The sequence below is a fragment of the Bradyrhizobium sp. i1.15.2 genome, from assembly GCF_040548425.1.
In the GTDB taxonomy this organism is placed as follows: Bacteria; Pseudomonadota; Alphaproteobacteria; order Rhizobiales; family Xanthobacteraceae; genus Bradyrhizobium; species Bradyrhizobium canariense.
In genome coordinates, this window is the sequence record NZ_JBEPRQ010000013.1 from 125,325 (window position 1) to 143,791 (window position 18,467).

An 18,467-nucleotide genomic window follows, 5' to 3' on the forward strand; every position below is an offset into this window, starting at 1 on the left:
AAGCCTAAAATAATTTCGCGCAAGTCCCCATTGCGGCATGCTGCCGGCAAAGCCCGGCTTAATCGCCCCTGAAGACCGGCTTGACCTTGTTGGCAAAGGCCTCGAAGGCCCGCTCGAAATCGGCCGTCGTCATGCACAGGGCTTGAGCAACCGCTTCCGCCTCGATCGCCTCCTCCACCGACATCGCCCATTCCATGGCCAGCATCCGCTTGGTCATGGTGTTGGCGAAGGTCGGTCCTTCCGCGATTTGCTTGGCGAGCATTTGTGCCTGGGGCAGCACCTGCTCCGACGTGAGGATACGGCTGAAGAAGCCCCAGCGCTCACCCTCCTCCGCGGTCATGAACCGGCCGGTGTAGAGCAACTCGGAAGCGCGGGACTGTCCGATGATCCGCGGCAGGATCGCGCACGCGCCCATGTCACAACCGGCAAGGCCCACCTTGTTGAAGAGGAATGCAACCTTGGCCCCGCTCGCCGCAAGCCGCATGTCCGACGCCATGGCAATGATCGCGCCGGCGCCGGCACAGATGCCTTCAACCGCAGCAACGATCGGCTGCGGACAGGCCCGCATCGCCTTGACGAGGTCGCCGGTCATCCGCGTAAACGCCGTCAGCCCCTTGGTGTCCATCTTCACGAGCGGACCGATGATCTCGAACACATCGCCGCCGGACGAGAAATTGGCACCGGCGCCGGTCACGACGATGGACTTGACGGCATCGTCGAAGGCGCAGGCACGAAAGAAATCGGTGAGTTCGCGATAGCTCTCGAAGGTCAACGGATTCTTCCGTTCCGGACGATTGAGCGTCACGGTTGCAACACCCTCGACGACGGCCAGCAGGAAGTGCTGCGGCGAATAGTCCGCAAGCGGTAAGGTCACGGGATTGGCTGGTCTGCTCATACGATCTCCTTGGCTTCCTTGCTCCGCGCCTTTGCCATGCGCGCTAAATCTCACCACCGGCAACAGCGATTGCCTGCCCGGTGATTGCGCCGGCGCCCTCGCCGCAGAGCCAGAGCACGGCATCCGCGACCTGCTGTGGAGAGATCAATCGTCCTTGCGGATTATGTTTCGCGAGCTCGTCAATCGCCTGCTCGCGGCTGCGTCCCGTCTTCTTCATGATGTTTTCGATGCTGCCGGCGACCAGATCGGTGTCGGTGAAACCGGGACACACTGCGTTGACGGTCACGTTGCTGCCAGCCATCTCGAGCGCAAGGGACCGCACGAGACCGACCACAGCGTGCTTGGCCGCGGTGTAGGCGCTGACATAGGCATATCCCTTGAGCCCCGCCGTCGACGCGATCGCGACGATACGACCATAGGGACGATCCTTCATCCCGGGCAGCACAGCGCTGACAGCATGGACCACGCCCATGAAATTGACGTCCATCATGCGCGCAAACAGGGCACTGTCGGATTTCGAGAACGGCGCGGACTCGGCGCTTCCCGCATTGGCGATCAAAATATCGATCGGCTGCCGCGTACTCGCTTCAGCGATGGCGACTTTCATTGAGGTTTCGTCCGAGACGTCGGCGACGGCCGCAAAATGCGCTGCCCCTGCGCTGACAGCCTCTTCAAGCGTCGCAGCGTTCCGCCCGAGGACGGTCACCGTCGCGCCGGCCTCGACGAGCGCTGCTGCGATGGCGCGACCAATACCGCGACCGCCACCGGTCACCAGCGCGTGCGGCGAATGCGGTAATCCGGACATGCGCTGGCTCCTTGCATTCTGCTGATCGCTCTCTCGATATATTTTAACCTTCAACCTTTTGCAAACAAACCTCGACTTCGACCCGCAGCGCCGCACGCAGAAGACGGCCTGAAAATTGCTTTAAGTATAAAATTATCTCTTCCCATCCCTCACAGGCCTGTTAGCATCGAAGAGCCAAGCAAAAGGATGTCGCGTGTCGCAGCCTGCGCCAATGATAACAAAGGACGGCCGCTTCGCCTATGAAGCAGCGGGCGATCCGGGCGGGACACCTCTGATTTTCCTGCATGGCATCGGCGGTGCGGCACGGGCCTGGCGGCAGCAGCTTGCCACATTCGGCGACCGCTTCCACGCGATTGCATGGGACATGCCTGGCTATGGCGGCTCGGCGCCGCTCGCCAGCGTCAGCATCGCTGCCCTGGCGGATGCGCTCCAGCAATTCATCGAGCAGCTTGGTGCGAGTAGGCCGATTCTGGTCGGCCATTCCATCGGCGGCATGATCGTCCAGAAATGGCTGGTGCAATCCCCAAAACTGGCGCGCGCGGTCGTGCTGGCGCAGACCAGCCCGGCCTTCGGCAAGGCCGACGGCGATTGGCAGAAATCGTTTATCGCCGCACGGCTCGGGCCGCTCGATCGCGGCGAAACGATGAAGTCGCTGGCGCCCTCTCTGGTGAAGGAACTGGTGGGCGACGATCCTGATCCCAGGGGAATGGAGCTTGCGCGCGAGTGCATGGCAAGCGTGCCCGAGGCGAGCTATCGCGCCATGATGCTGGCCTTGATCGGCTTCGACCAGCGCAGCACCCTCAAGGACATTTCCATCCCGACGCTGCTGCTGTCCGGCTCCAAGGACAACAACGCGCCAGCGCCAATGATGGCGAAGACGGCGAGCTACATTCCCTCGGCGGAATATGTCGAGCTCGGGGCTGTGGGCCATCTCGCCAACCTGGAACGCCCCGATGCCTTTAACGAGGCCCTCGGCCTCTTCCTGAATTCCGTCGCGATCAAAACTTAAGGTGACTGCGCAATGACCATGCAAGTCAGCAAGACCATCGGCGCAACTGACAAGGTCGCGTTGGATGCGCCGATCTTCGATCCCGTCGCGTTCCGCTTGAGCGACGAGCAGGCCGGCATCATTGCGCGGGCGCGAGAGATCGGCCAGAGCGTGTTCGCCGGCCGCGCCGCGACTTACGATCGGGATGCGATCTTCCCGTCTGAGAATTATCGCGACCTGCATCGCGTCGGCCTGCTCGGCATTGCCATCCCCAAGAAGCATGGCGGGCTCGGGGCGAATTATCAAACCTACGCACTGGCGGCAGCCGAAATCGGCCGCTATTGCGGCGCGACTGCGCTCACCTGGAACATGCATGTCTGCTCGACGCTGTGGTCGGGCCCGCTCGCCGACGATCTCGACATGGATGCAGAGACCCGCGCTGAGCACGAGGGGCGACGTGCAGTCCACTACAAGCGCATCGTCGAGGACGGCGCGATTTATTCGCAGCCCTTCTCTGAGGGCGGTGCGGCAGCCGCAGGCGGCGTCGCTTTCGGCACGGAAGCAAGGCCGGTCGAGGGCGGCTGGATCGTCAACGGCAAGAAGATCTTTGCATCACTCTCCGGCCATGCCGATTATTACGGGGTTCTCTGCACCGAGATCGAGGAAGGCGAGAAGGCTTCGCGCCGCAATACGCTTTACCTCGCCATCCCCTCTAAATCGGAAGGCGTTTCGGTCGTCGGCGACTGGGACCCGCTCGGCATGCGCGGAACCGTCTCGCGCACGCTGCTGTTCAAGGACGTGTTCGTGCCGGCAGATTCGGCGCTGATGCCGCGGGGCGTCTATTTCCAGGCCGCGATGCGCTGGCCGCACATGTTCCTGACGTTGTCGCCGACCTATATGGGCCTTGCGCAAGCCGCCTATGACTTCACCGTGCGTTATCTGCGCGGCGAAGTGCCGGGCATGCCGCCAGTGAAGCGCAGGATGTATCCGACGAAGCAGATTGCGGTCGCGCAGATGCAGATCAAGCTCGAGCAGATCAAGGCGATCTGGTTCCAGGCAGTCACCGAAGCGCGCGCCAATCCGAGCAAGGAGCAGGTGCTTCGCGCTTATGCCGCGCAATATTCGGTAATGGAGGGTGCCAATGAGCTCGCCGCGCTCGGGATCCGTACCTGCGGCGGTCAGGCCATGCTGCGCTCGCTGCCGCTCGAGCGGATCTATCGCGACAGCCGCTGCGGCTCGCTGATGTTGCCCTGGACAGCCGAGCTCTGCCTCGACCGGATCGGGCGCGAGGCGCTGTACGAGGCCGGCGAAACGGACGACTGAGGTGGACCTCTGCAGTCTGATCGATCGCAACGCGGCGTTCGCGCCAGACAAGACGGCCATTGCCTTCGAGGGCGAACGGTTGAGCTATGCGGCATTCGCTGCACGCATCGAGCGGACGGCGGCGACGTTGAAGCAGGAGCTCGGCGTAGGCCGGGGCGACCGCGTTGCGATCCTCAGCCTGAACCGGCCGGACTATCTGGTTCTGCTTTATGCCTGCGCGCGGCTCGGCGCGATGCTGGTGCCCCTGAACTGGCGGCTCGCTGTCGCCGAGCAGCTTTTCATCCTCAACGATGCCGGCGCCAAGGTCCTGATGCTCGAGCAAGCATTTGAGGGGGTACTTGCCGAGCTTGAGGGAACCGCAATCGTCGGGCTCGATTTCGAGCCGCCCCGCGGCACGACGTTCGAAAACCTGTTGGCTCGAAGCCGGGGCACCGGCCGCAACCCGCACACCGATCTCTCCTGTCCGCTTCTCATTGTCTACACATCAGGAACGACCGGACGGCCCAAAGGCGCGGTGCTGCGCCAGGAGGCATTGTTCTGGAACGGCGTCATGAGCCAGCACATGCACAACATGACGTCCGATGACCACGTGCTGACGCTGCTGCCGTTCTTCCACGTCGGCGGCCTCAACATCCAGACTACGGCGGCGCTCCAGCTGGGCGCGACGGTCACGGTTCACGCACGCTTCACGCCGGACACCGCGCTTGCGGCCATCGAACGGGAGCGGCCGACCTTAACCGTGATGGTGCCGGCGATCATCCAGGCCGTAAGCGAGCATCCCGCCTGGACCACGACCGACCTTTCGTCACTCAAAGCCGTCGCGACCGGCTCGACCATCGTGCCGCCGCATCTGATCGACCGCTTCGTGGCGCGCGGCGTCCCGGTGCTTCAGGTCTACGGCTCGACGGAAACTTGCCCGATTGCTGTCTACACCCGGCTTGGTGGCGATCTCTCGCGCGCGGGATCGACCGGACTTGCCGGCCTGTGCTGCGAAGCGAAAGTGATTGATCAGGCCGGCAACGAAGTGCCGGCGGGCGCGCCGGGCGAGATCGCGGTGCGCGGCCCCAACGTGTTCTTCGAATATTGGGGCAATGCGGACGCCACGCGCGATGCGCTGCATGACGGCTGGTATCGTACCGGCGATATCGGCCTGTGCGACGCGGACGGCTATTTCTGGGTGCGTGACCGCAAGAAGAACATGATCATTTCCGGCGGCGAGAACGTCTATCCGGCGGAGGTCGAACGCGTCCTGCTCGAACATCCCGATGTCAGCGAATGCGCCGTGATCGGCCGGCCCGATCCACGCTGGGACGAGGTGCCTATCGCCTACGTGATCCCCCGATCCGGCCGTCGACTGGAAGCAGACGCGTTGAAAGTGCATCTCCAGGCCCAACTCGCCCGCTACAAGGTTCCGCGCGACATCATTTTCGTCACCGACCTGCCGCGCACGGCGCTGGGCAAGGTCCAGCATTTCCTGCTGAAGCAGCTTGATGCGCAATCGCGCACCCAAGGAGAAGCATCTTGAAGATTGCGGTTCTGGGTGGGGGAAACGGCTCTTTCGCGGCCGCGGGCGATTTCGCGCTGTCGGGACATGAGGTCCGGCTCTGGCGCCGCGACGCGGATCAGGTCGCGGCACATCGCGCCGCCGGCTCGCGTATCCTGGTGAAGGATCATAACGGCGGTCACGACGTCAAGCTCGCGCTGGTCACGGCCGGCATTGCCGAAGCGGTCAATGGCGCAGAGCTGATCCTCTGTCCCGCCCCCGCCTTCGCGCAGCCTGATATTGCGCGCCTGCTTGCTCCACATCTGCGGGATGGCCAGGTCGTGTTTCTGCCGCCGGCCACGTTCGGCTCGATGATCTTCGCCCAGGCTGCGCGGGATGCCGGCAACCACGCCAAGGCGTGCTTTGCCGAGACCGGGACCTTGCCCTGGCTGACCCGCAAGCACGGGCCGTTCGAGGTCGCGATCACCATCCGCGCCAAGCGACTGCCGGCCGGCGTTTTCCCGCTCGATCAGGCGCCGCGCGCACTTGAAGTGATTGGACAGGCTTTCCCCGGCGCGATCGAGCCGTGCGGCGATGCTCTCTCCGGTGCGCTGATGAACGCAGGCCCGATTATCCATCCGCCGCTGATCGTGATGAATGCAGGGCCGATCGAGCATTTCGAGAAGTGGGACATTCACAAGGAAGGAACGCAAGCCGCGATTCGCCGGGTCACCGACGCGCTCGACGGCGAACGGATTGCCGTGCGTGAAGCGTTCGGATATGGCGCACCGCATTTTCCGCTCGCCCATCACTACGCCAGGGAGGGCGAGATCTGGATGTACGGCCGCGGCTCGCATGACAGGCTGACCGATTCCGGCGACTGGCGCGAGCGGATCGTGCTGACCGAGCACCGCTACATGAGAGAAGATTTACGGCTTGGGCTATCGCTGCTGGTCTCCGTCGCCGGCCTGGCGGGCGTGGCCACGCCATTGGCCAAGGCATTCCTCGCCATTGGCGGCGCAATCTGCGGTGAGGATTTTGCGCAAGGCGGCCGAACCCTCGAGACGCTGGGGCTTGGCCATCTCGACAAAGCCGCTTTGCAGACGCTTCTTCGCAGGGGATTTTGACCGATGACCAGCCGAGCCATCATCGCCTGTCTCGGGGCCGGCCGCATGGGCCGCGGCATCGCCGTCGCGTTTGCCTATGCCGGGCATACGGTCACGATGATCGACATCAAGGATCGCTCGGCGGAAGATTTCGCCAGGCTGGAGGCAGATGCTCTCGGCGAAATCAGGAAGACCTTTGCCAGCCTGTCGAAGCTGGGGCTACTGACCGAGGCGGATGTCGACCCGCTCATTGCGCGGGTCTCGGTGGTGCCGGCCAGCCAGAGCGATGTGGCACTGTCCGATGCGGGAATAATCTTCGAAGGAGTCCCCGAAGTCGTCGAGCTCAAGCGGGATGTGCTGGGGGCGGCCTCAAAACAAGTCGGCCCCGATACGATCATCGCATCGACGACGTCGACCATCCTCGTCGACGACCTCTCAGGCGCGATCGTGAATCCCCGCCGTTTCCTCAATGTGCACTGGCTCAATCCGGCCTATCTGATTCCGCTGGTGGAGGTTTCGCCCGGCAAAGCCACAGATCCCGCTGTCATCGACGAGGTCAAGGCGCTACTCGAAGGCATCGGCAAGGTGCCGGTGGTCTGCGCTGCGACACCAGGCTTCATCGTCCCGCGCATCCAGGCGCTGGCGATGAACGAGGCCGCGCGCATGGTCGAGGAAGGCGTTGCCAGCGCAGAAGACATCGACAAGGCGATCCGCTACGGCTTCGGCTTCCGCTACGCCGTGCTCGGGCTGCTCGAATTCATCGACTGGGGTGGCGGTGATATCCTCTACTACGCCAGTCGCTATCTCGAAGGCGCACTCGGCAGCGACCGCTATCGTGCACCGGAGGTCATTTCGCGGAACATGCAGGAGGGCCGGATCGGCCTGCGCACAGGTGCAGGCTTTCTCGACTATTCAGGCATGGACATCGACGCCTATCGGGCAAAACGGCTTCAGGCCATGGTCGACCTGCTTCGGCACTTTGACCTGGCGCGGCCACCGGTGCTCGATCGCGGTTAGCCGAAGACGTCCTGCAGCACCCCGTCACGCACCACCGCGACGCCATCGAGCTCGATCGTCGTCCCCATCATCGGCAGATCGAAATGGCCCGCCGTGTAGCGGCCGGCGAATTCGTTGGCACCGGTCGAGAACAGGAAGTTGCCGGAGACGGCACGAATTTCCGTGCCGTTGGTGTCGCGCTGGTCATACATCGACAGCGCCTCGTAGCGCGCGCCGGGATTCATGCCGAAGCCGACATGCGACACCGCATAGGCTTCCCTATCGCCCCAGGCGGCAAGATAGGCACGCATCATTGCGGCATCCGTGCCCTCGCCCTCCAGCTCGACGACATAATCGTCCTTCAGCGTCATCTTCACCGGCGACGTCAGGTAACGCTTGAAGGTCAGGTTGATGTCACCGGGCGCCATCACCAGCGTGCCGTTGATCGTTCCGCTCTTGGGGAAGCTGACGACGATGCCGCCGGGCCAATGCGCCAGCGTCCCGGGCTTGTCCGTCCAGCCCCACACGCCGACCGTGGAAGCGCCGACCATATCGACGTCGAGCGCCGTGCCGGCTTTTGACGTCACCCGCATCCGCTTGGTCCCACGCAGCATCTTCGCCGCCGCGCGAACGCGCTTCTCGAGCGCGGGATCCGGCACCATCCGCTCCAGCGCCTCGGGATGCTCGTTAGAAATCACCAGGATGCGCGCGCCGGCCTTGAGGATCTCGGGTGTCTCCACCGCATGCATCAGGCCCTCTATGGTGCAATCCACCACAAAGCCGGCTTGTTGAAGCGCGGTGATGACCGGGCCGAGCCGCTGGATCGCCTCGCTCGCCCCTGTCGAGCGAACCGGAACGATATTCCGGTTACGCGGGGTCGGCATGACCACGTGAAACGGTCGCGCGCCCATCCGCAGCAGCGCGAGTTCCGCCAGGTGAACATTCAACGCACGTGACTGGGTTTCCGAGAGGATCGCCGCGGTATCGCCGGCCTTGACGGCGCATCGCTCAAAAATCTCGCAAAATGCGTCGATCCATTTTGCCTCGATGCGATCAGCCAGCATGGTCTACTCCCGGTCTTCCTGTTTCTTCTTCGTCAGTTCATGCTTCGGGGAAACCCCGCAGCAGATACGCGCGCACTGCCCCCAGCAGGCCATTGAGGATCAGGCCCAGCAGCGAGATCGTGATCAGCGGCACGAACATATCGACGGCCTGAAAGGTCCGAGCCGCCGTGACGAGCATATGTCCGAGCCCGTCGCTCGACGTGATCATCTCCGCCAGAAACACCACGATGCAGGAAATGACGAGGCCGATCCGGCAACCGGTCAGGATCGACGGCATCGCGGCAGGCAGCACCACCTTGAACAGGATCTCATAGCGCGGCGTTCCCGCCGCCATGGCCGACCAGATCAGCTTCTGCTCCACCGTCGACGCGCCGTAATAGGTAGACAAGAGAATGGGAAAGAGTGCATCCGCCGCGACCAGCGTGATCTTCGATCCGTGACCGAAGCCGAGCAGCAGCAGCAATGCTGGATAGAGCGCGACCTTTGGCAAGGGCGCGAGCACGCGCACAATCGGCCGAACCACGGCGTTGATAGCCGGACTGGCAGCGGCGGCGATGCCGATGCTGACACCGAGCACGACCGCGATCGCGAAGCCGGCAAACAGCCGGATCAGGGTCGCCGCGATCTCCTGCTGGAACGTCCACGTGACGAGTTGCTGAAGTAGCCTGCTGAAGACGTATCCCGGCGGCGGCAGCAACACCGCAGGCGCAAAGCCAAATGACACGAGGCCTTGCCACAGCGCGATCACCAGCACGATCGGCGCGAGCCCAAGAATAATGCTGGTGGAGCGAAGCTGCGGGATCATGAGAAGCTCAGGGGCATGTCGAACTGAGGCTCAGACCAGCGCACCAGCCTTGCGCGGACCCGCTCGAAGATCGCATCCAGGCATATTCCCATCGCGCCGACGATGATGATCATCGCAAAGACGGTGTCGTATTGGCCCATGTCGAGGGCGTTGAACAAGATGTTGCCGGCGCCGGACTGACGGGCGATCATCTCGCTGGTGATCATCGTGATCAGCGCCAGTACGAGTCCGGTGCGGCAACCGGTCAGAATTTCTGGAAGCGCCGCCGGCAGTACGATCCGGACCAGCCGTTGCGCAGGCGAAAGCCCCATCGCGGCACCCGACCACAGCATCTTCTCTTCCACCGCCTTGGCGCCCTCGAAGCTGTGATAGATCACGGGCAAGCTGACACCGAGGAAGATCACCAGCGTCTTCGTGATGTCGCCGACGCCGAGCCACAGCATGATGATCGGCATCAAGGCGGCCTTCGGCACCGGGTAGATCACCATCAGGAGTGGATTGAAGAACGCCGCGACGGCCCGGCTGCGGCCCATCAACAGGCCGAGTGGGATCGAAACCGATACCGCTATGCCAAACCCGACCGCCATGCGGCGGAGCGAGGCCAGGATGTTGATCAGAGCTTCCTTGTCTCCGAGGATGTCCGGGATTGCACGGATCGCCTCGATCGCCGTCGGGAAGCTGTCGTTCTCGAGCGCGAGTGACGCAACCTGCCATGCCGCCAGAAGCCCGATACAGGCAAACACCGGAGCGGCACGCTTGCCCAAGGCCGCCAGCGACGTCACGACCGCGATCCCGTCTCGTCGACCTCGTCGAACATGCGCTCGATATCGACAACGTATTTCTGGTACCGTGGATCGAGCAGCAGCTCGCTGCGGCGGCGCGGCCGCGGCAGATCGATGTCGATGACCTCGCGGATGCGGCCGGGCGATTTCGACATCATCACGACCTTGTCCGAGAGGAAAACCGCTTCGTCGACCGAATGCGTGACGAACAGCACCGTTTTGCGATCACGCTCCCAGATGTTCAACAGATCGTTCTGCAGCCGCGTTCGCGTGTGAGCATCGAGCGCGCCAAACGGCTCGTCCATCAACAGAACCTCAGGATGGTAAGCCAGCGTTCGAGCCAATGCCACGCGCTGCTTCATGCCGCCGGACAGCTCCTTGGGATAGAAGTCCTCATAGCCCTTGAGCCCGACCATTTCGATCAGGGCCCGGCTCTGTGCTTCCGCCTCGGTGGTGCGCACGCCCTGCTGGCGAGGGCCGTACATCACATTGCCCAGCACGGTCTTCCACGGAAACAACGCGAATTCCTGGAATACCGGACCGCGATCCGGCCCTGGTCCCGTGATCGTCCGTCCCCTGATCTTCGCTGAGCCGCTGGTCGGGCTGACGAAGCCGCCGACGACGTAAAGCAATGTCGACTTGCCGCAGCCCGACGGACCAAGGATGGAGACGAAGGCTCCCTCCTCGATCGCCAGAGAGATGTCCGATAGCGCCACATGGTCCTTGCGCGCTGAGGTCTGAAATACCTGCGAGACGCTCTCGATCTCGATGATTGCAGAAGCCGGTTTTTGCGGCGTCACCGGTCTCACCCATCCAGTCGATCTCGAAGGCACTACCTTCATCCCGTCTCACTTCGTTCGCGCGCGAACCCTGCGCAACAGACACGCTGAATGTCCTCCGTCAGCGGCACCAGCTTAGCAAGAAACTTGCCAGACCACGCGCTGTTTTCGGGCAAGTGCGCCGCGTCATCCGAACCAGGGCCATTCTGCGGGCCCCTCATGCGTCACGGCCCCGCCCGGTGCCTGGCCAACCAATCGGGCATATTTCGCCAGCGCACCGGCACGGTGACGAGGCGGACGCGGCTTCCAATCGTGTCGGCGAGCCGTGAGTTCCTGCTCGTCGACCAGCATATCCATCCGCCGGTTCGCGGCATCAATCCGGATCCTGTCGCCATCGCGAACCAATGCCAGCGGACCGCCGACGAAGGCCTCGGGAGACACATAGCCGATGCACATTCCGCGGGTGGCGCCGGAGAAGCGTCCATCCGTGATCAGGGCCACCTTCTCGCCCATGCCCTGGCCGTAGATCAGCGCGGTGACGCCGAGCATCTCGCGCATGCCGGGGCCGCCCACCGGCCCTTCATTGCGGATCACAAGCACATCGCCCGCCCTGTAGCTGCGGTCGCGAACCGCTGCGACACAAGCTTCTTCGTCTTCGAAGATGCGCGCCACGCCTTCGAACAACTGGCTCTTCAGCCCGGCGACCTTGATCACCGCACCATCAGGGCAGAGGTTTCCCTTCAGCACTGCCACACCGCCGTCTGGCATGATCGGCGCGCGAGCCGCGTAAACGACCTCTCCGTCAGGAGCATTGGCGGCGCTATATTCTTCGGCAAGTGTGCGGCCCGTGATCGACAGGCAACTGCCATCAATATGCCCGCTCTGGATCAGCTCCCGGATCACCACGGCAGCGCCGCCGATATCGTAGACATCCTTTGCCGTATATTTGCCTCCAGGCCGCAGGTTTCCGATCAGCGGCGTCCTGGCGAAAACCTCGCCGACATCATCGATCGTGAATGCGATCCCGGCCTCGTTCGCGATCGCCGGCAGATGCAGCGCAGCATTGGTCGAACCGCCCGTAGCAGCCACGATCGCCGCACCATTTTCCAGGGATTTCCGCGTCACGACGTCGCGCGGCAACGGCCCGCCGCGCTCCAGCATCTCCATGATGAGGCGCCCGGCCCGCCTGGATATCTGCGCGCGCTCGGCATAGACACCTGGCACCATCGACACGTTGGGAATGGTGAGGCCCATCGCCTCCGACACCATGCCCATGGTGTTGGCAGTGAATTGGCCGGCGCACGCGCCGATGGTCGGCAGGCAGGCCCGCTCAATCCGCTCGAGCGTGGCACCGTCGATCTCTCCGGTCATGAAGCTGCCGACAGCTTCGTAGGAGTCGAGCACGGTGAGGGTCCGCCCGTCTACGCGGCCCGGCAGCGCGCTGCCGCCATAGATGAAAATGGACGGGACGTTGCACCGGACCATGCCCATCATCACGCCGGGCAGCGTTTTGTCGCATCCGCCGTAACCGATCAATGCGTCGTAGGCCAGACCATGGACGACGGCTTCGATCGAATCGGCAATCAGCTCCCGCGAAAACAGGGAGAACTTCATCCCCTCGTGATTCATGCTGATACCGTCGGAAACCGATACGGTCGAAAACTCGCGCGGCGTACCGCCGGCCTCCTCGATTCCCGTCTTGGCCGCCGCGACCTGAAAGTCGTGCGTCATGTTGCAGGGTGTCTGTTCGCCCTTCATGCTGACGACGCCGACCATCGGCTTGGCAATCGCTGCGTCGTCGAGCCCCATGGCGCGCATGAACGCGCGGTGCGGAGCCCGGTCGAGACCATCCGTCGTGATCCGAGATCGGAGCTTCTTCATACGTGCTTCTTCTTCATGCAACGTCCCGGATCATCCTGGACGCCGCGACCTTCTCGCTCGGTTCATTCGCCCGATCGCCTATTGCAGCGGAGCGACAATCGTCGAATGCTTGAATTGCGCGACATCCAATTTTGGTAGCATCCCTGTCTCCGCGTAGATGTCCAGCATCTTCTGGATCGCGGGGAAATTCGGTGCCGCACCCGGATCGCGGCCGAAATCATTGTCCTTGAGCAGATAGGTCTCGAGAACCGGAATAGGTGCCTTCAGGACTTCGTTGACAACCTTCAACGTCTCTTCGCGGTTGGCCAGTGCTTTCTTCATGCCAGACGTAATGTCACGCACGTAAGCCTTGACCAATTCCGGATTCTTGTCGACGAAATCGGCACGGCAGGCTTCCAGGATGTGCACGATGTTCGGCATCGCCTGCGACAGCGAGAACAGTTTGCGCGTGCCGCCCTTCGCCTCCGCGCGCGCGGCAAACGGCTGGTTCATGTTGACCGCATCGACGCGGCCCTGCCGCAACGCATCTTCGGAGACGGCAAAGCCGACCTCGACCAGCTTGATGTCCTTGGCCGGATCGATGCCGTTCTGCTTCAGCAACAGATTGAACGGGCCTTGGGTGCCGCCGCCGATCACGGAAATTCCGACCGTCTTGCCTTTGAGATCGGCGATCGTCTTGATCGGGGAGTCGTCCATGACAGCCCAGTAGACCGAGAAACCACCGGCCTTCTCGAAGACATGCTGCGCCACGATGTAGGCCTTGAGGTTGCCGCCAACCACGCCGTTGGCGAGCGACAGCGGCGCCTGGGTCGCGCAATCCAGCGCGCCGGCCGCCAAGGCCTGCGTCATCGGAGCGGTGCCCTGAAACTGGGTCCATTCGATGTTGTAGGCCTTGCCGATGTTGGGAAACTCAGCCGGACGGCGCATCATCCAGTATTTGGATTCTTCGGCCGGAATCGTCCAGCCGACGCGAATTGTCTGCTGCGCCCATGACGGGCCCGCGCTCGCGCTCACGGCCGCTGCCGCCCCCAAAGCCAGGATCCACTTCGAAACGGTTCGCATCGTGCCCACTCCGCTGCCCAGGCGCCGACCGGCGCCATCCAACCCGACCGCGGCAAATGTTTCATGGTTCAAACAATCAAGCAAGCCATGCAGGCCGCGCGGTTTCGTCGTGGGATACACCATGTATGGTAATGCAACGTCGCGCGGCGTCGCGGAGCGACAGATGGAGGCAACCTATGGCTGAAGGGAGCAAGACAAACCCGCAAGGCGTCGAGCGGCTCGGCTATCTCGGCCTTGGACTGATGGGGACACCTATGAGCCGGCGCCTGCTCAACGCCGGCCATCAGGTCACTGTCTGGAACCGTTCGGAAGGGAAGATGGCCGCACTCGTCGAGGCCGGTGCCACGCGCGCAGCCACCCCCCGTGACTTGATGGAGAGCTCGGACATCGTCTTCATGTGCGTGACGGATGCGGCTGCCGTGGAAGAGGTGATCTTCGGGCCCGCGAGCATCTCAACAGCGCCCGGCGCCGGCAAACTCGTGGTCGACTTCTCGTCGATCCATCCTGATGCCGCACGGGACCTTGCAACGCGATTGTTAGCTGCGAACGGCGCGGGCTGGATCGATGCGCCCGTGTCCGGTGGTACCAAGGGCGCCGAGGAAGGCACGCTTGCCATCATGGCCGGCGGAAAAGCCGGCGACATCGAGCGGGTCCGCCCCTACGCGCTGGCCATGGCACGCAGGTTCACCCATATGGGCCCGACCGGCGCGGGGCAGACGACAAAGCTGTGCAACCAGGTGATCGTCGGATGCGCGATGGCTGTTCTTGCGGAGGCAACACGCCTTGCCGTGAACGCCGGAATCGATGCCAACCGGTTGCCCGAAGCACTCGCCGGGGGCTTCGCGGACTCCATTCCGTTGCAGCTGTTCGTGCCGCGGATGGCCCAGGGCATTCACTCACCGCCGCTTGGTCACATTGCGACAATGCTCAAGGACCTCGATACCGTCGCCGACGTCGCTCAGACGACGTCGACGCCGGTGCCCATGGCCTCGCTCGCCGGACAACTTTTCAGGCTCGCCAAGGCCGCGCGAGGCGCGGACGCGGATGCGCTCGAAATCTACAAGCTTTCGGCAGGGCGCGCCGAACCGTCCAGCGCGAACTGAAGCACGCTTGCTGTGACTGCTTGCGCTAGCCGTCGGCGAGAAATCGGCCGAACGCGCCGCGCGCGAAGAGCAGCGGCTCCTTCGTATTGTACGTATAGGCCTCGACTGCACCGAGAAAGATCACGTGGTCGCCGCCGTAATAGCGATTGACTGAGCGGCATTGAAAATTGGCCACGCTCTCGGCGAGCACCGGCGCGTTGCCGAGGCCCGGCGTCCACTCGACACCGGTGAACTTGTCATCAGACGATTTGGCGAATTTGCTCGCAAGCGCCTGTTGCGAAACGCCAAGAACGTTGACCGTGAAATGACTGGCGTTCTGGAAGATGGTCAGACTAGAGGAATAGACGACCAGGCTCCAAAGAACCAACGGCGGATTCAGCGAGACCGAGGCAAACGAATTGCAGGTCAGGCCATAGGGCTTGCCGTCAGGCGCCGCGGCCGTGATGATCGTCACCCCCGTGGCGTAGGTGCCGAGCGCGCTGCGAAAATCGCGGGGATCGATCGGCGAGCTGTCGCTCGCGAGTTCGTTGGCCGGATCGGGAACGGCCGGCTGCTTCGGCAGATCATTCATCGGCCGGCCTCACAGCGTGAGATTCTCGGACGGCAGCCCCAGCGCCACGCGTCCATAATTGGTCCCGGCTGCATCGAAATTGAACGCGAGATGCGAATTGATCGCGTGCGCATCGCGGAACTGCCGCTGCAACGCGCCCGTCGTAAACAGGCCCCGTGCTCCGCTCGCGGCAAACAGCATCGACACCGCATCCGTGCAGAAGTTTACTGAAAAAGCGCCGTCGCGCCGATATCTGGTCTTGGTCGCCATATCGGGGATATGACCCCGCCTTGCATCCGCCATGGCATTCAGACAGGCCGAGCGCATGATCAGGCGTGCGGCGTCGATCTTCGCCGAGGCCTCGGCGATCTTGATCTGGGTGCTTTGAAAGTCGCTCAGCCTGGCGTGGTTGTAGGTGGAAATGCGATGACGGACGACCTCCGCATAATCGTCGAGGCATGCCTGCGCGTTTCCCAGCGCGACGCCGGACAGGACGTAGGGAAACAGCGAGAATACCGGGAGCGCATACAGCGGGTTGGGATTGAGCTTGCTTCCCGGAGTCGGCCCACCGTCAAGATCGCCGACCGCGACCGTCATATCGTCGGGCACGTAAGCGTCCCTGACCTCCACGTCGCAAGACCCTGTCCCGCGCAGTCCCGCGACATTCCAGGTGTCGAGGACCTTGTAGTCGGCTTTCGGCAGCAGAAATATCCGATACTCGATGCCGTCCGCCTCATCGTCGGAGTAGACCACGCTTGCAAGCATGTTCCATGCACAGGAGGCAACGCCCGAGGAGAACGGCCAGCTGCCATGGAGCCGGTATCCGCCCTCGACTCTCGTGGCACGTCCGGCCGGAAAAATGAACGAGGACGCGATCAGCGCGTCCGGATCACGGGCCCAGACCAGATCCTGCGCCGTCGGCTCGAACATGCCGAGCATCCAGTGATGGCTCGCCAGATTGGCCAGATTCCAGGCCACCGAGGCGTCTGCTTGTCCGAGCAGGTCCGCGCAATCGATCAAGGCGACATAATCGAGTTCTGCGCCGCCAATGCGCTTCGGCTGAAGCATCCGGAACAGGCCGGCCTCGTGCAGATCCTGCTCAGTTTCCGGCGGCAAATGCCGCAACTCCTCCGTCCGCGCCGCCCGCTCTCGCAGCCGTGGGACGAGCGCCCGGGCCTTCGCGATCATTGCCGCATGGGCAGGTTCATCGGATTGCACCGCCGCGGGCCGGCCCACGCTCGGCTCTTGACCAGGCGCCATTCGTATCCCTCGCTTTCATGCATTTATGCGGCTGGAACATCGCCAAATCAAGCAGATGCAGCGCTAGGGCGCGATTTGCACGTTCCAAGGGAACGCCCTGCTTGGGTTCAAACCTGCTCCGATGGCTTGCCCGATCCAAAAGCCCCCTTTTGATTGAACTCCGAGATCCGAAGATTGTCGTATCCGAGCGTATCACGCAGGACGTCGTTAGTATGTTCGCCCAACAAGGGGGCAGCCACGGGATCGATCGCTCCCGTCAAGCTCATACTGATCGGCGGCTCGATGTTCGGGATCCACTCTGCCGTACGATGTGGAATCCGGTTCAAGCGATGGCGCTCTCGCGCCTCCGGTGCATTGAACCCCTCCTCGACCGTCCGCAGATAGCCGACCGGTATATTGGCCAGCTTCATCTTGGTCATCCAGTTTTCGAGAGTATCGCTCGCGAAGACCTCCGCGATGGCTGCCCGCAGAAGCTCCTTGTTCTCGGAACGCGCCTTGCGCGAGGCAAACTGCGGATCGGTGATCAGATCCGGCCGGTTCAGCACCTCAACAACCAGCCGACGATAGAGCCGGTCGTTCGCGCAGGCCATGTAAAGCGGTCCATCGGAGGCCTCGTACACGCCGACGGTAGGAGAGCCACTCGGCGAATTGCCAAACCGGCCGGGATTTTCGCCGTTGATCAGATAGGCCATGCCATAGAAGCCGGTCATGCCCATAGCGACGTCGAACAGGGCGACCTCGACATGCTGGCCGCGACCGAGCCGATCCCGCGCCAACAGCGCCATCAGGATGGCGTTGCAGGCAGACATCCCCGTCGCCATATCTACGATCGGCGGGCCGGTGCGAACCGCCGGGCCATCAGCAAATCCGTTGAGCGACATGAAGCCGCTTTCCGCCTGCGTGATCGGATCAAAGCCGGGACGCGAGGCAAACGGTCCGGTGCGCCCGTAGGCGGAGATCGAGCAATAGACTAGCCGCGGATTGAGTGGCGCAACACTTTCATAGTCCAGCCCAAATTTCTTCATGATCCCGCTGGAGAAGTTCTCGACGACCACGTCGGCCTTGCGAATCAAATCCAGCGCGATCTCACGAGCCTCCGGCACGGTAAGGTCAAGCGCGATGCCACGCTTGTTGCGATTGAGGCTCAGATAGGCAGCACTCTCCCCACCGATCTCGGCGTGTTCATACGCACGCGTGTCATCGCCCCCGTCTGGATTCTCGATCTTGATGACGTGCGCGCCGAAATCAGCAAGCGTCTGCGTACAAGCCGGGCCGGCAACCACACGCGTGAAATCGACGACCAGCAGACCATCGAGCGCGGTAGGCGCGCCCGTCGCCCGCGACGAACGTTCCGGCAATTGAGGCTTGGTGGGCATCGACGGCGCTCCCTTACATCGGCTTATGGTTGCCGAATTTCCCGCAGGAGCAAACTTAAAGCCCGGCACCGCCGACTTCGCAAGTCCTTCGCCCGCATCGCTTCAATACGCAATAAGGGCCCGGCAGCTGTCAAGCTGCCGGGCCCTTGAACGTTCCGTGTTGCGCTTCATCTCGCGCGAACCATTTTTACGTTGCGTGAATCTCGTTC

The 18,467-nt window shown here is 62.9% G+C and carries 17 protein-coding genes; 6 read left to right on the plus strand and 11 right to left on the minus strand.

Annotated features, from left to right (window positions below; translation table 11 throughout):
- Positions 1 to 58 precede the first annotated feature (58 nt).
- Positions 59 to 895 (minus strand): enoyl-CoA hydratase family protein, encoded by an 837-nt coding sequence (locus ABIB80_RS23165; RefSeq protein WP_354128487.1) that lies wholly within the window; start codon positions 893 to 895, stop codon positions 59 to 61.
- A gap of 43 nt (positions 896 to 938) precedes the next feature.
- Positions 939 to 1,700: an SDR family NAD(P)-dependent oxidoreductase gene (locus ABIB80_RS23170; protein WP_354128488.1), complete on the minus strand. Its 762-nt coding sequence runs from the start codon at positions 1,698 to 1,700 to the stop codon at positions 939 to 941.
- 211 nt (positions 1,701 to 1,911) lie between these two features.
- Between ABIB80_RS23170 and ABIB80_RS23175 the strand changes: the two genes are divergently transcribed.
- Genes ABIB80_RS23175 through ABIB80_RS23195 form a run of 5 tightly spaced genes read left to right on the plus strand, consistent with a single transcriptional unit; the run spans position 1,912 to position 7,617 of the window.
- The gene (locus ABIB80_RS23175; RefSeq protein ID WP_354128489.1) at positions 1,912 to 2,709 is read left to right on the plus strand and encodes an alpha/beta fold hydrolase; all 798 of its coding nucleotides are present in this window, start codon (positions 1,912 to 1,914) and stop codon (positions 2,707 to 2,709) included.
- A 12-nt stretch (positions 2,710 to 2,721) separates the two neighbouring features.
- Positions 2,722 to 4,011 carry an acyl-CoA dehydrogenase family protein gene (locus ABIB80_RS23180; protein WP_354128490.1) on the plus strand — a complete coding sequence of 430 codons (1,290 nt, stop codon included), beginning with the start codon at positions 2,722 to 2,724 and terminating at the stop codon, positions 4,009 to 4,011.
- Position 4,012: 1 nt separating this feature from the next.
- A complete protein-coding gene (locus tag ABIB80_RS23185) occupies positions 4,013 to 5,536 on the plus strand; it encodes a class I adenylate-forming enzyme family protein (protein WP_354128491.1) in 1,524 nt (507 codons plus the stop codon).
- Positions 5,533 to 6,621 carry an NAD/NADP-dependent octopine/nopaline dehydrogenase family protein gene (locus ABIB80_RS23190; RefSeq protein WP_007601572.1) on the plus strand — a complete coding sequence of 363 codons (1,089 nt, stop codon included), beginning with the start codon at positions 5,533 to 5,535 and terminating at the stop codon, positions 6,619 to 6,621. The genes ABIB80_RS23185 and ABIB80_RS23190 overlap by 4 nt, the downstream gene beginning before the upstream one ends.
- Before the next feature lie 3 nt (positions 6,622 to 6,624).
- Positions 6,625 to 7,617, plus strand: coding sequence for a 3-hydroxybutyryl-CoA dehydrogenase (locus ABIB80_RS23195; RefSeq protein WP_354128492.1), 993 nt, complete (start codon positions 6,625 to 6,627; stop codon positions 7,615 to 7,617).
- On the opposite strand, the gene ABIB80_RS23200 is transcribed toward ABIB80_RS23195, so the two are convergent.
- The 6 genes from ABIB80_RS23200 to ABIB80_RS23225 form a co-directional block, all read right to left on the minus strand.
- Positions 7,614 to 8,660 (minus strand): 2,5-dihydroxypyridine 5,6-dioxygenase NicX family protein, encoded by a 1,047-nt coding sequence (locus tag ABIB80_RS23200; protein WP_354128493.1) that lies wholly within the window; start codon positions 8,658 to 8,660, stop codon positions 7,614 to 7,616. The genes ABIB80_RS23195 and ABIB80_RS23200 overlap by 4 nt on opposite strands.
- Positions 8,661 to 8,697: 37 nt before the next feature.
- Entirely contained in the window at positions 8,698 to 9,465 is a 768-nt protein-coding gene (locus ABIB80_RS23205; protein WP_354128494.1) for an ABC transporter permease, read from the minus strand.
- Complete coding sequence (locus ABIB80_RS23210) at positions 9,462 to 10,247, minus strand: ABC transporter permease (protein ID WP_354128495.1); 786 nt, start codon at positions 10,245 to 10,247, stop codon at positions 9,462 to 9,464. Before ABIB80_RS23210 ends, ABIB80_RS23205 begins: the two co-directional genes overlap by 4 nt.
- The gene (locus tag ABIB80_RS23215; RefSeq protein WP_354128496.1) at positions 10,244 to 11,089 is read right to left on the minus strand and encodes an ABC transporter ATP-binding protein; all 846 of its coding nucleotides are present in this window, start codon (positions 11,087 to 11,089) and stop codon (positions 10,244 to 10,246) included. Before ABIB80_RS23215 ends, ABIB80_RS23210 begins: the two co-directional genes overlap by 4 nt.
- Before the next feature lie 123 nt (positions 11,090 to 11,212).
- Positions 11,213 to 12,907 (minus strand): dihydroxy-acid dehydratase, encoded by a 1,695-nt coding sequence (gene ilvD, locus ABIB80_RS23220; RefSeq protein ID WP_354128497.1) that lies wholly within the window; start codon positions 12,905 to 12,907, stop codon positions 11,213 to 11,215.
- 78 nt (positions 12,908 to 12,985) lie between these two features.
- Positions 12,986 to 13,969, minus strand: coding sequence for an ABC transporter substrate-binding protein (locus ABIB80_RS23225; RefSeq protein WP_007601560.1), 984 nt, complete (start codon positions 13,967 to 13,969; stop codon positions 12,986 to 12,988).
- Positions 13,970 to 14,100: 131 nt separating this feature from the next.
- On the opposite strand from ABIB80_RS23225, the gene ABIB80_RS23230 reads away from it, so the two are divergent.
- A complete protein-coding gene (locus tag ABIB80_RS23230) occupies positions 14,101 to 15,072 on the plus strand; it encodes an NAD(P)-dependent oxidoreductase (protein WP_354128523.1) in 972 nt (323 codons plus the stop codon).
- 25 nt (positions 15,073 to 15,097) lie between these two features.
- Here the strand turns inward: ABIB80_RS23230 and ABIB80_RS23235 are convergent, their stop codons facing one another.
- From ABIB80_RS23235 to ABIB80_RS23245, 3 genes are all read right to left on the minus strand, one after another.
- Positions 15,098 to 15,643 (minus strand): flavin reductase family protein, encoded by a 546-nt coding sequence (locus ABIB80_RS23235; RefSeq protein ID WP_085384642.1) that lies wholly within the window; start codon positions 15,641 to 15,643, stop codon positions 15,098 to 15,100.
- A gap of 9 nt (positions 15,644 to 15,652) precedes the next feature.
- Positions 15,653 to 16,882 carry an acyl-CoA dehydrogenase family protein gene (locus ABIB80_RS23240; RefSeq protein ID WP_354128498.1) on the minus strand — a complete coding sequence of 410 codons (1,230 nt, stop codon included), beginning with the start codon at positions 16,880 to 16,882 and terminating at the stop codon, positions 15,653 to 15,655.
- A gap of 107 nt (positions 16,883 to 16,989) precedes the next feature.
- Complete coding sequence (locus ABIB80_RS23245; RefSeq protein WP_219682432.1) at positions 16,990 to 18,258, minus strand: CaiB/BaiF CoA transferase family protein; 1,269 nt, start codon at positions 18,256 to 18,258, stop codon at positions 16,990 to 16,992.
- Positions 18,259 to 18,467 lie beyond the last annotated feature (209 nt).

Bases quoted from the DNA above. Each gene is read 5' to 3' on its own strand.
- ABIB80_RS23165 (WP_354128487.1), bottom strand. From the start codon at position 895: ATGAGCAGACCAGCCAATCCCGTGACCTTACCGCTTGCGGACTATTCG.
- ABIB80_RS23170 (WP_354128488.1), bottom strand. From the start codon at position 1,700: ATGTCCGGATTACCGCATTCGCCGCACGCGCTGGTGACCGGTGGCGGT.
- ABIB80_RS23175 (WP_354128489.1), top strand. From the start codon at position 1,912: ATGATAACAAAGGACGGCCGCTTCGCCTATGAAGCAGCGGGCGATCCG.
- ABIB80_RS23180 (WP_354128490.1), top strand. From the start codon at position 2,722: ATGACCATGCAAGTCAGCAAGACCATCGGCGCAACTGACAAGGTCGCG.
- ABIB80_RS23195 (WP_354128492.1), top strand. From the start codon at position 6,625: ATGACCAGCCGAGCCATCATCGCCTGTCTCGGGGCCGGCCGCATGGGC.
- ABIB80_RS23200 (WP_354128493.1), bottom strand. From the start codon at position 8,660: ATGCTGGCTGATCGCATCGAGGCAAAATGGATCGACGCATTTTGCGAG.
- ABIB80_RS23205 (WP_354128494.1), bottom strand. From the start codon at position 9,465: ATGATCCCGCAGCTTCGCTCCACCAGCATTATTCTTGGGCTCGCGCCG.
- ABIB80_RS23215 (WP_354128496.1), bottom strand. From the start codon at position 11,089: ATGAAGGTAGTGCCTTCGAGATCGACTGGATGGGTGAGACCGGTGACG.
- ilvD (WP_354128497.1), bottom strand. From the start codon at position 12,907: ATGAAGAAGCTCCGATCTCGGATCACGACGGATGGTCTCGACCGGGCT.
- ABIB80_RS23225 (WP_007601560.1), bottom strand. From the start codon at position 13,969: ATGCGAACCGTTTCGAAGTGGATCCTGGCTTTGGGGGCGGCAGCGGCC.
- ABIB80_RS23230 (WP_354128523.1), top strand. From the start codon at position 14,101: ATGCAACGTCGCGCGGCGTCGCGGAGCGACAGATGGAGGCAACCTATG.
- ABIB80_RS23235 (WP_085384642.1), bottom strand. From the start codon at position 15,643: ATGAATGATCTGCCGAAGCAGCCGGCCGTTCCCGATCCGGCCAACGAA.
- ABIB80_RS23240 (WP_354128498.1), bottom strand. From the start codon at position 16,882: ATGGCGCCTGGTCAAGAGCCGAGCGTGGGCCGGCCCGCGGCGGTGCAA.
- ABIB80_RS23245 (WP_219682432.1), bottom strand. From the start codon at position 18,258: ATGCCCACCAAGCCTCAATTGCCGGAACGTTCGTCGCGGGCGACGGGC.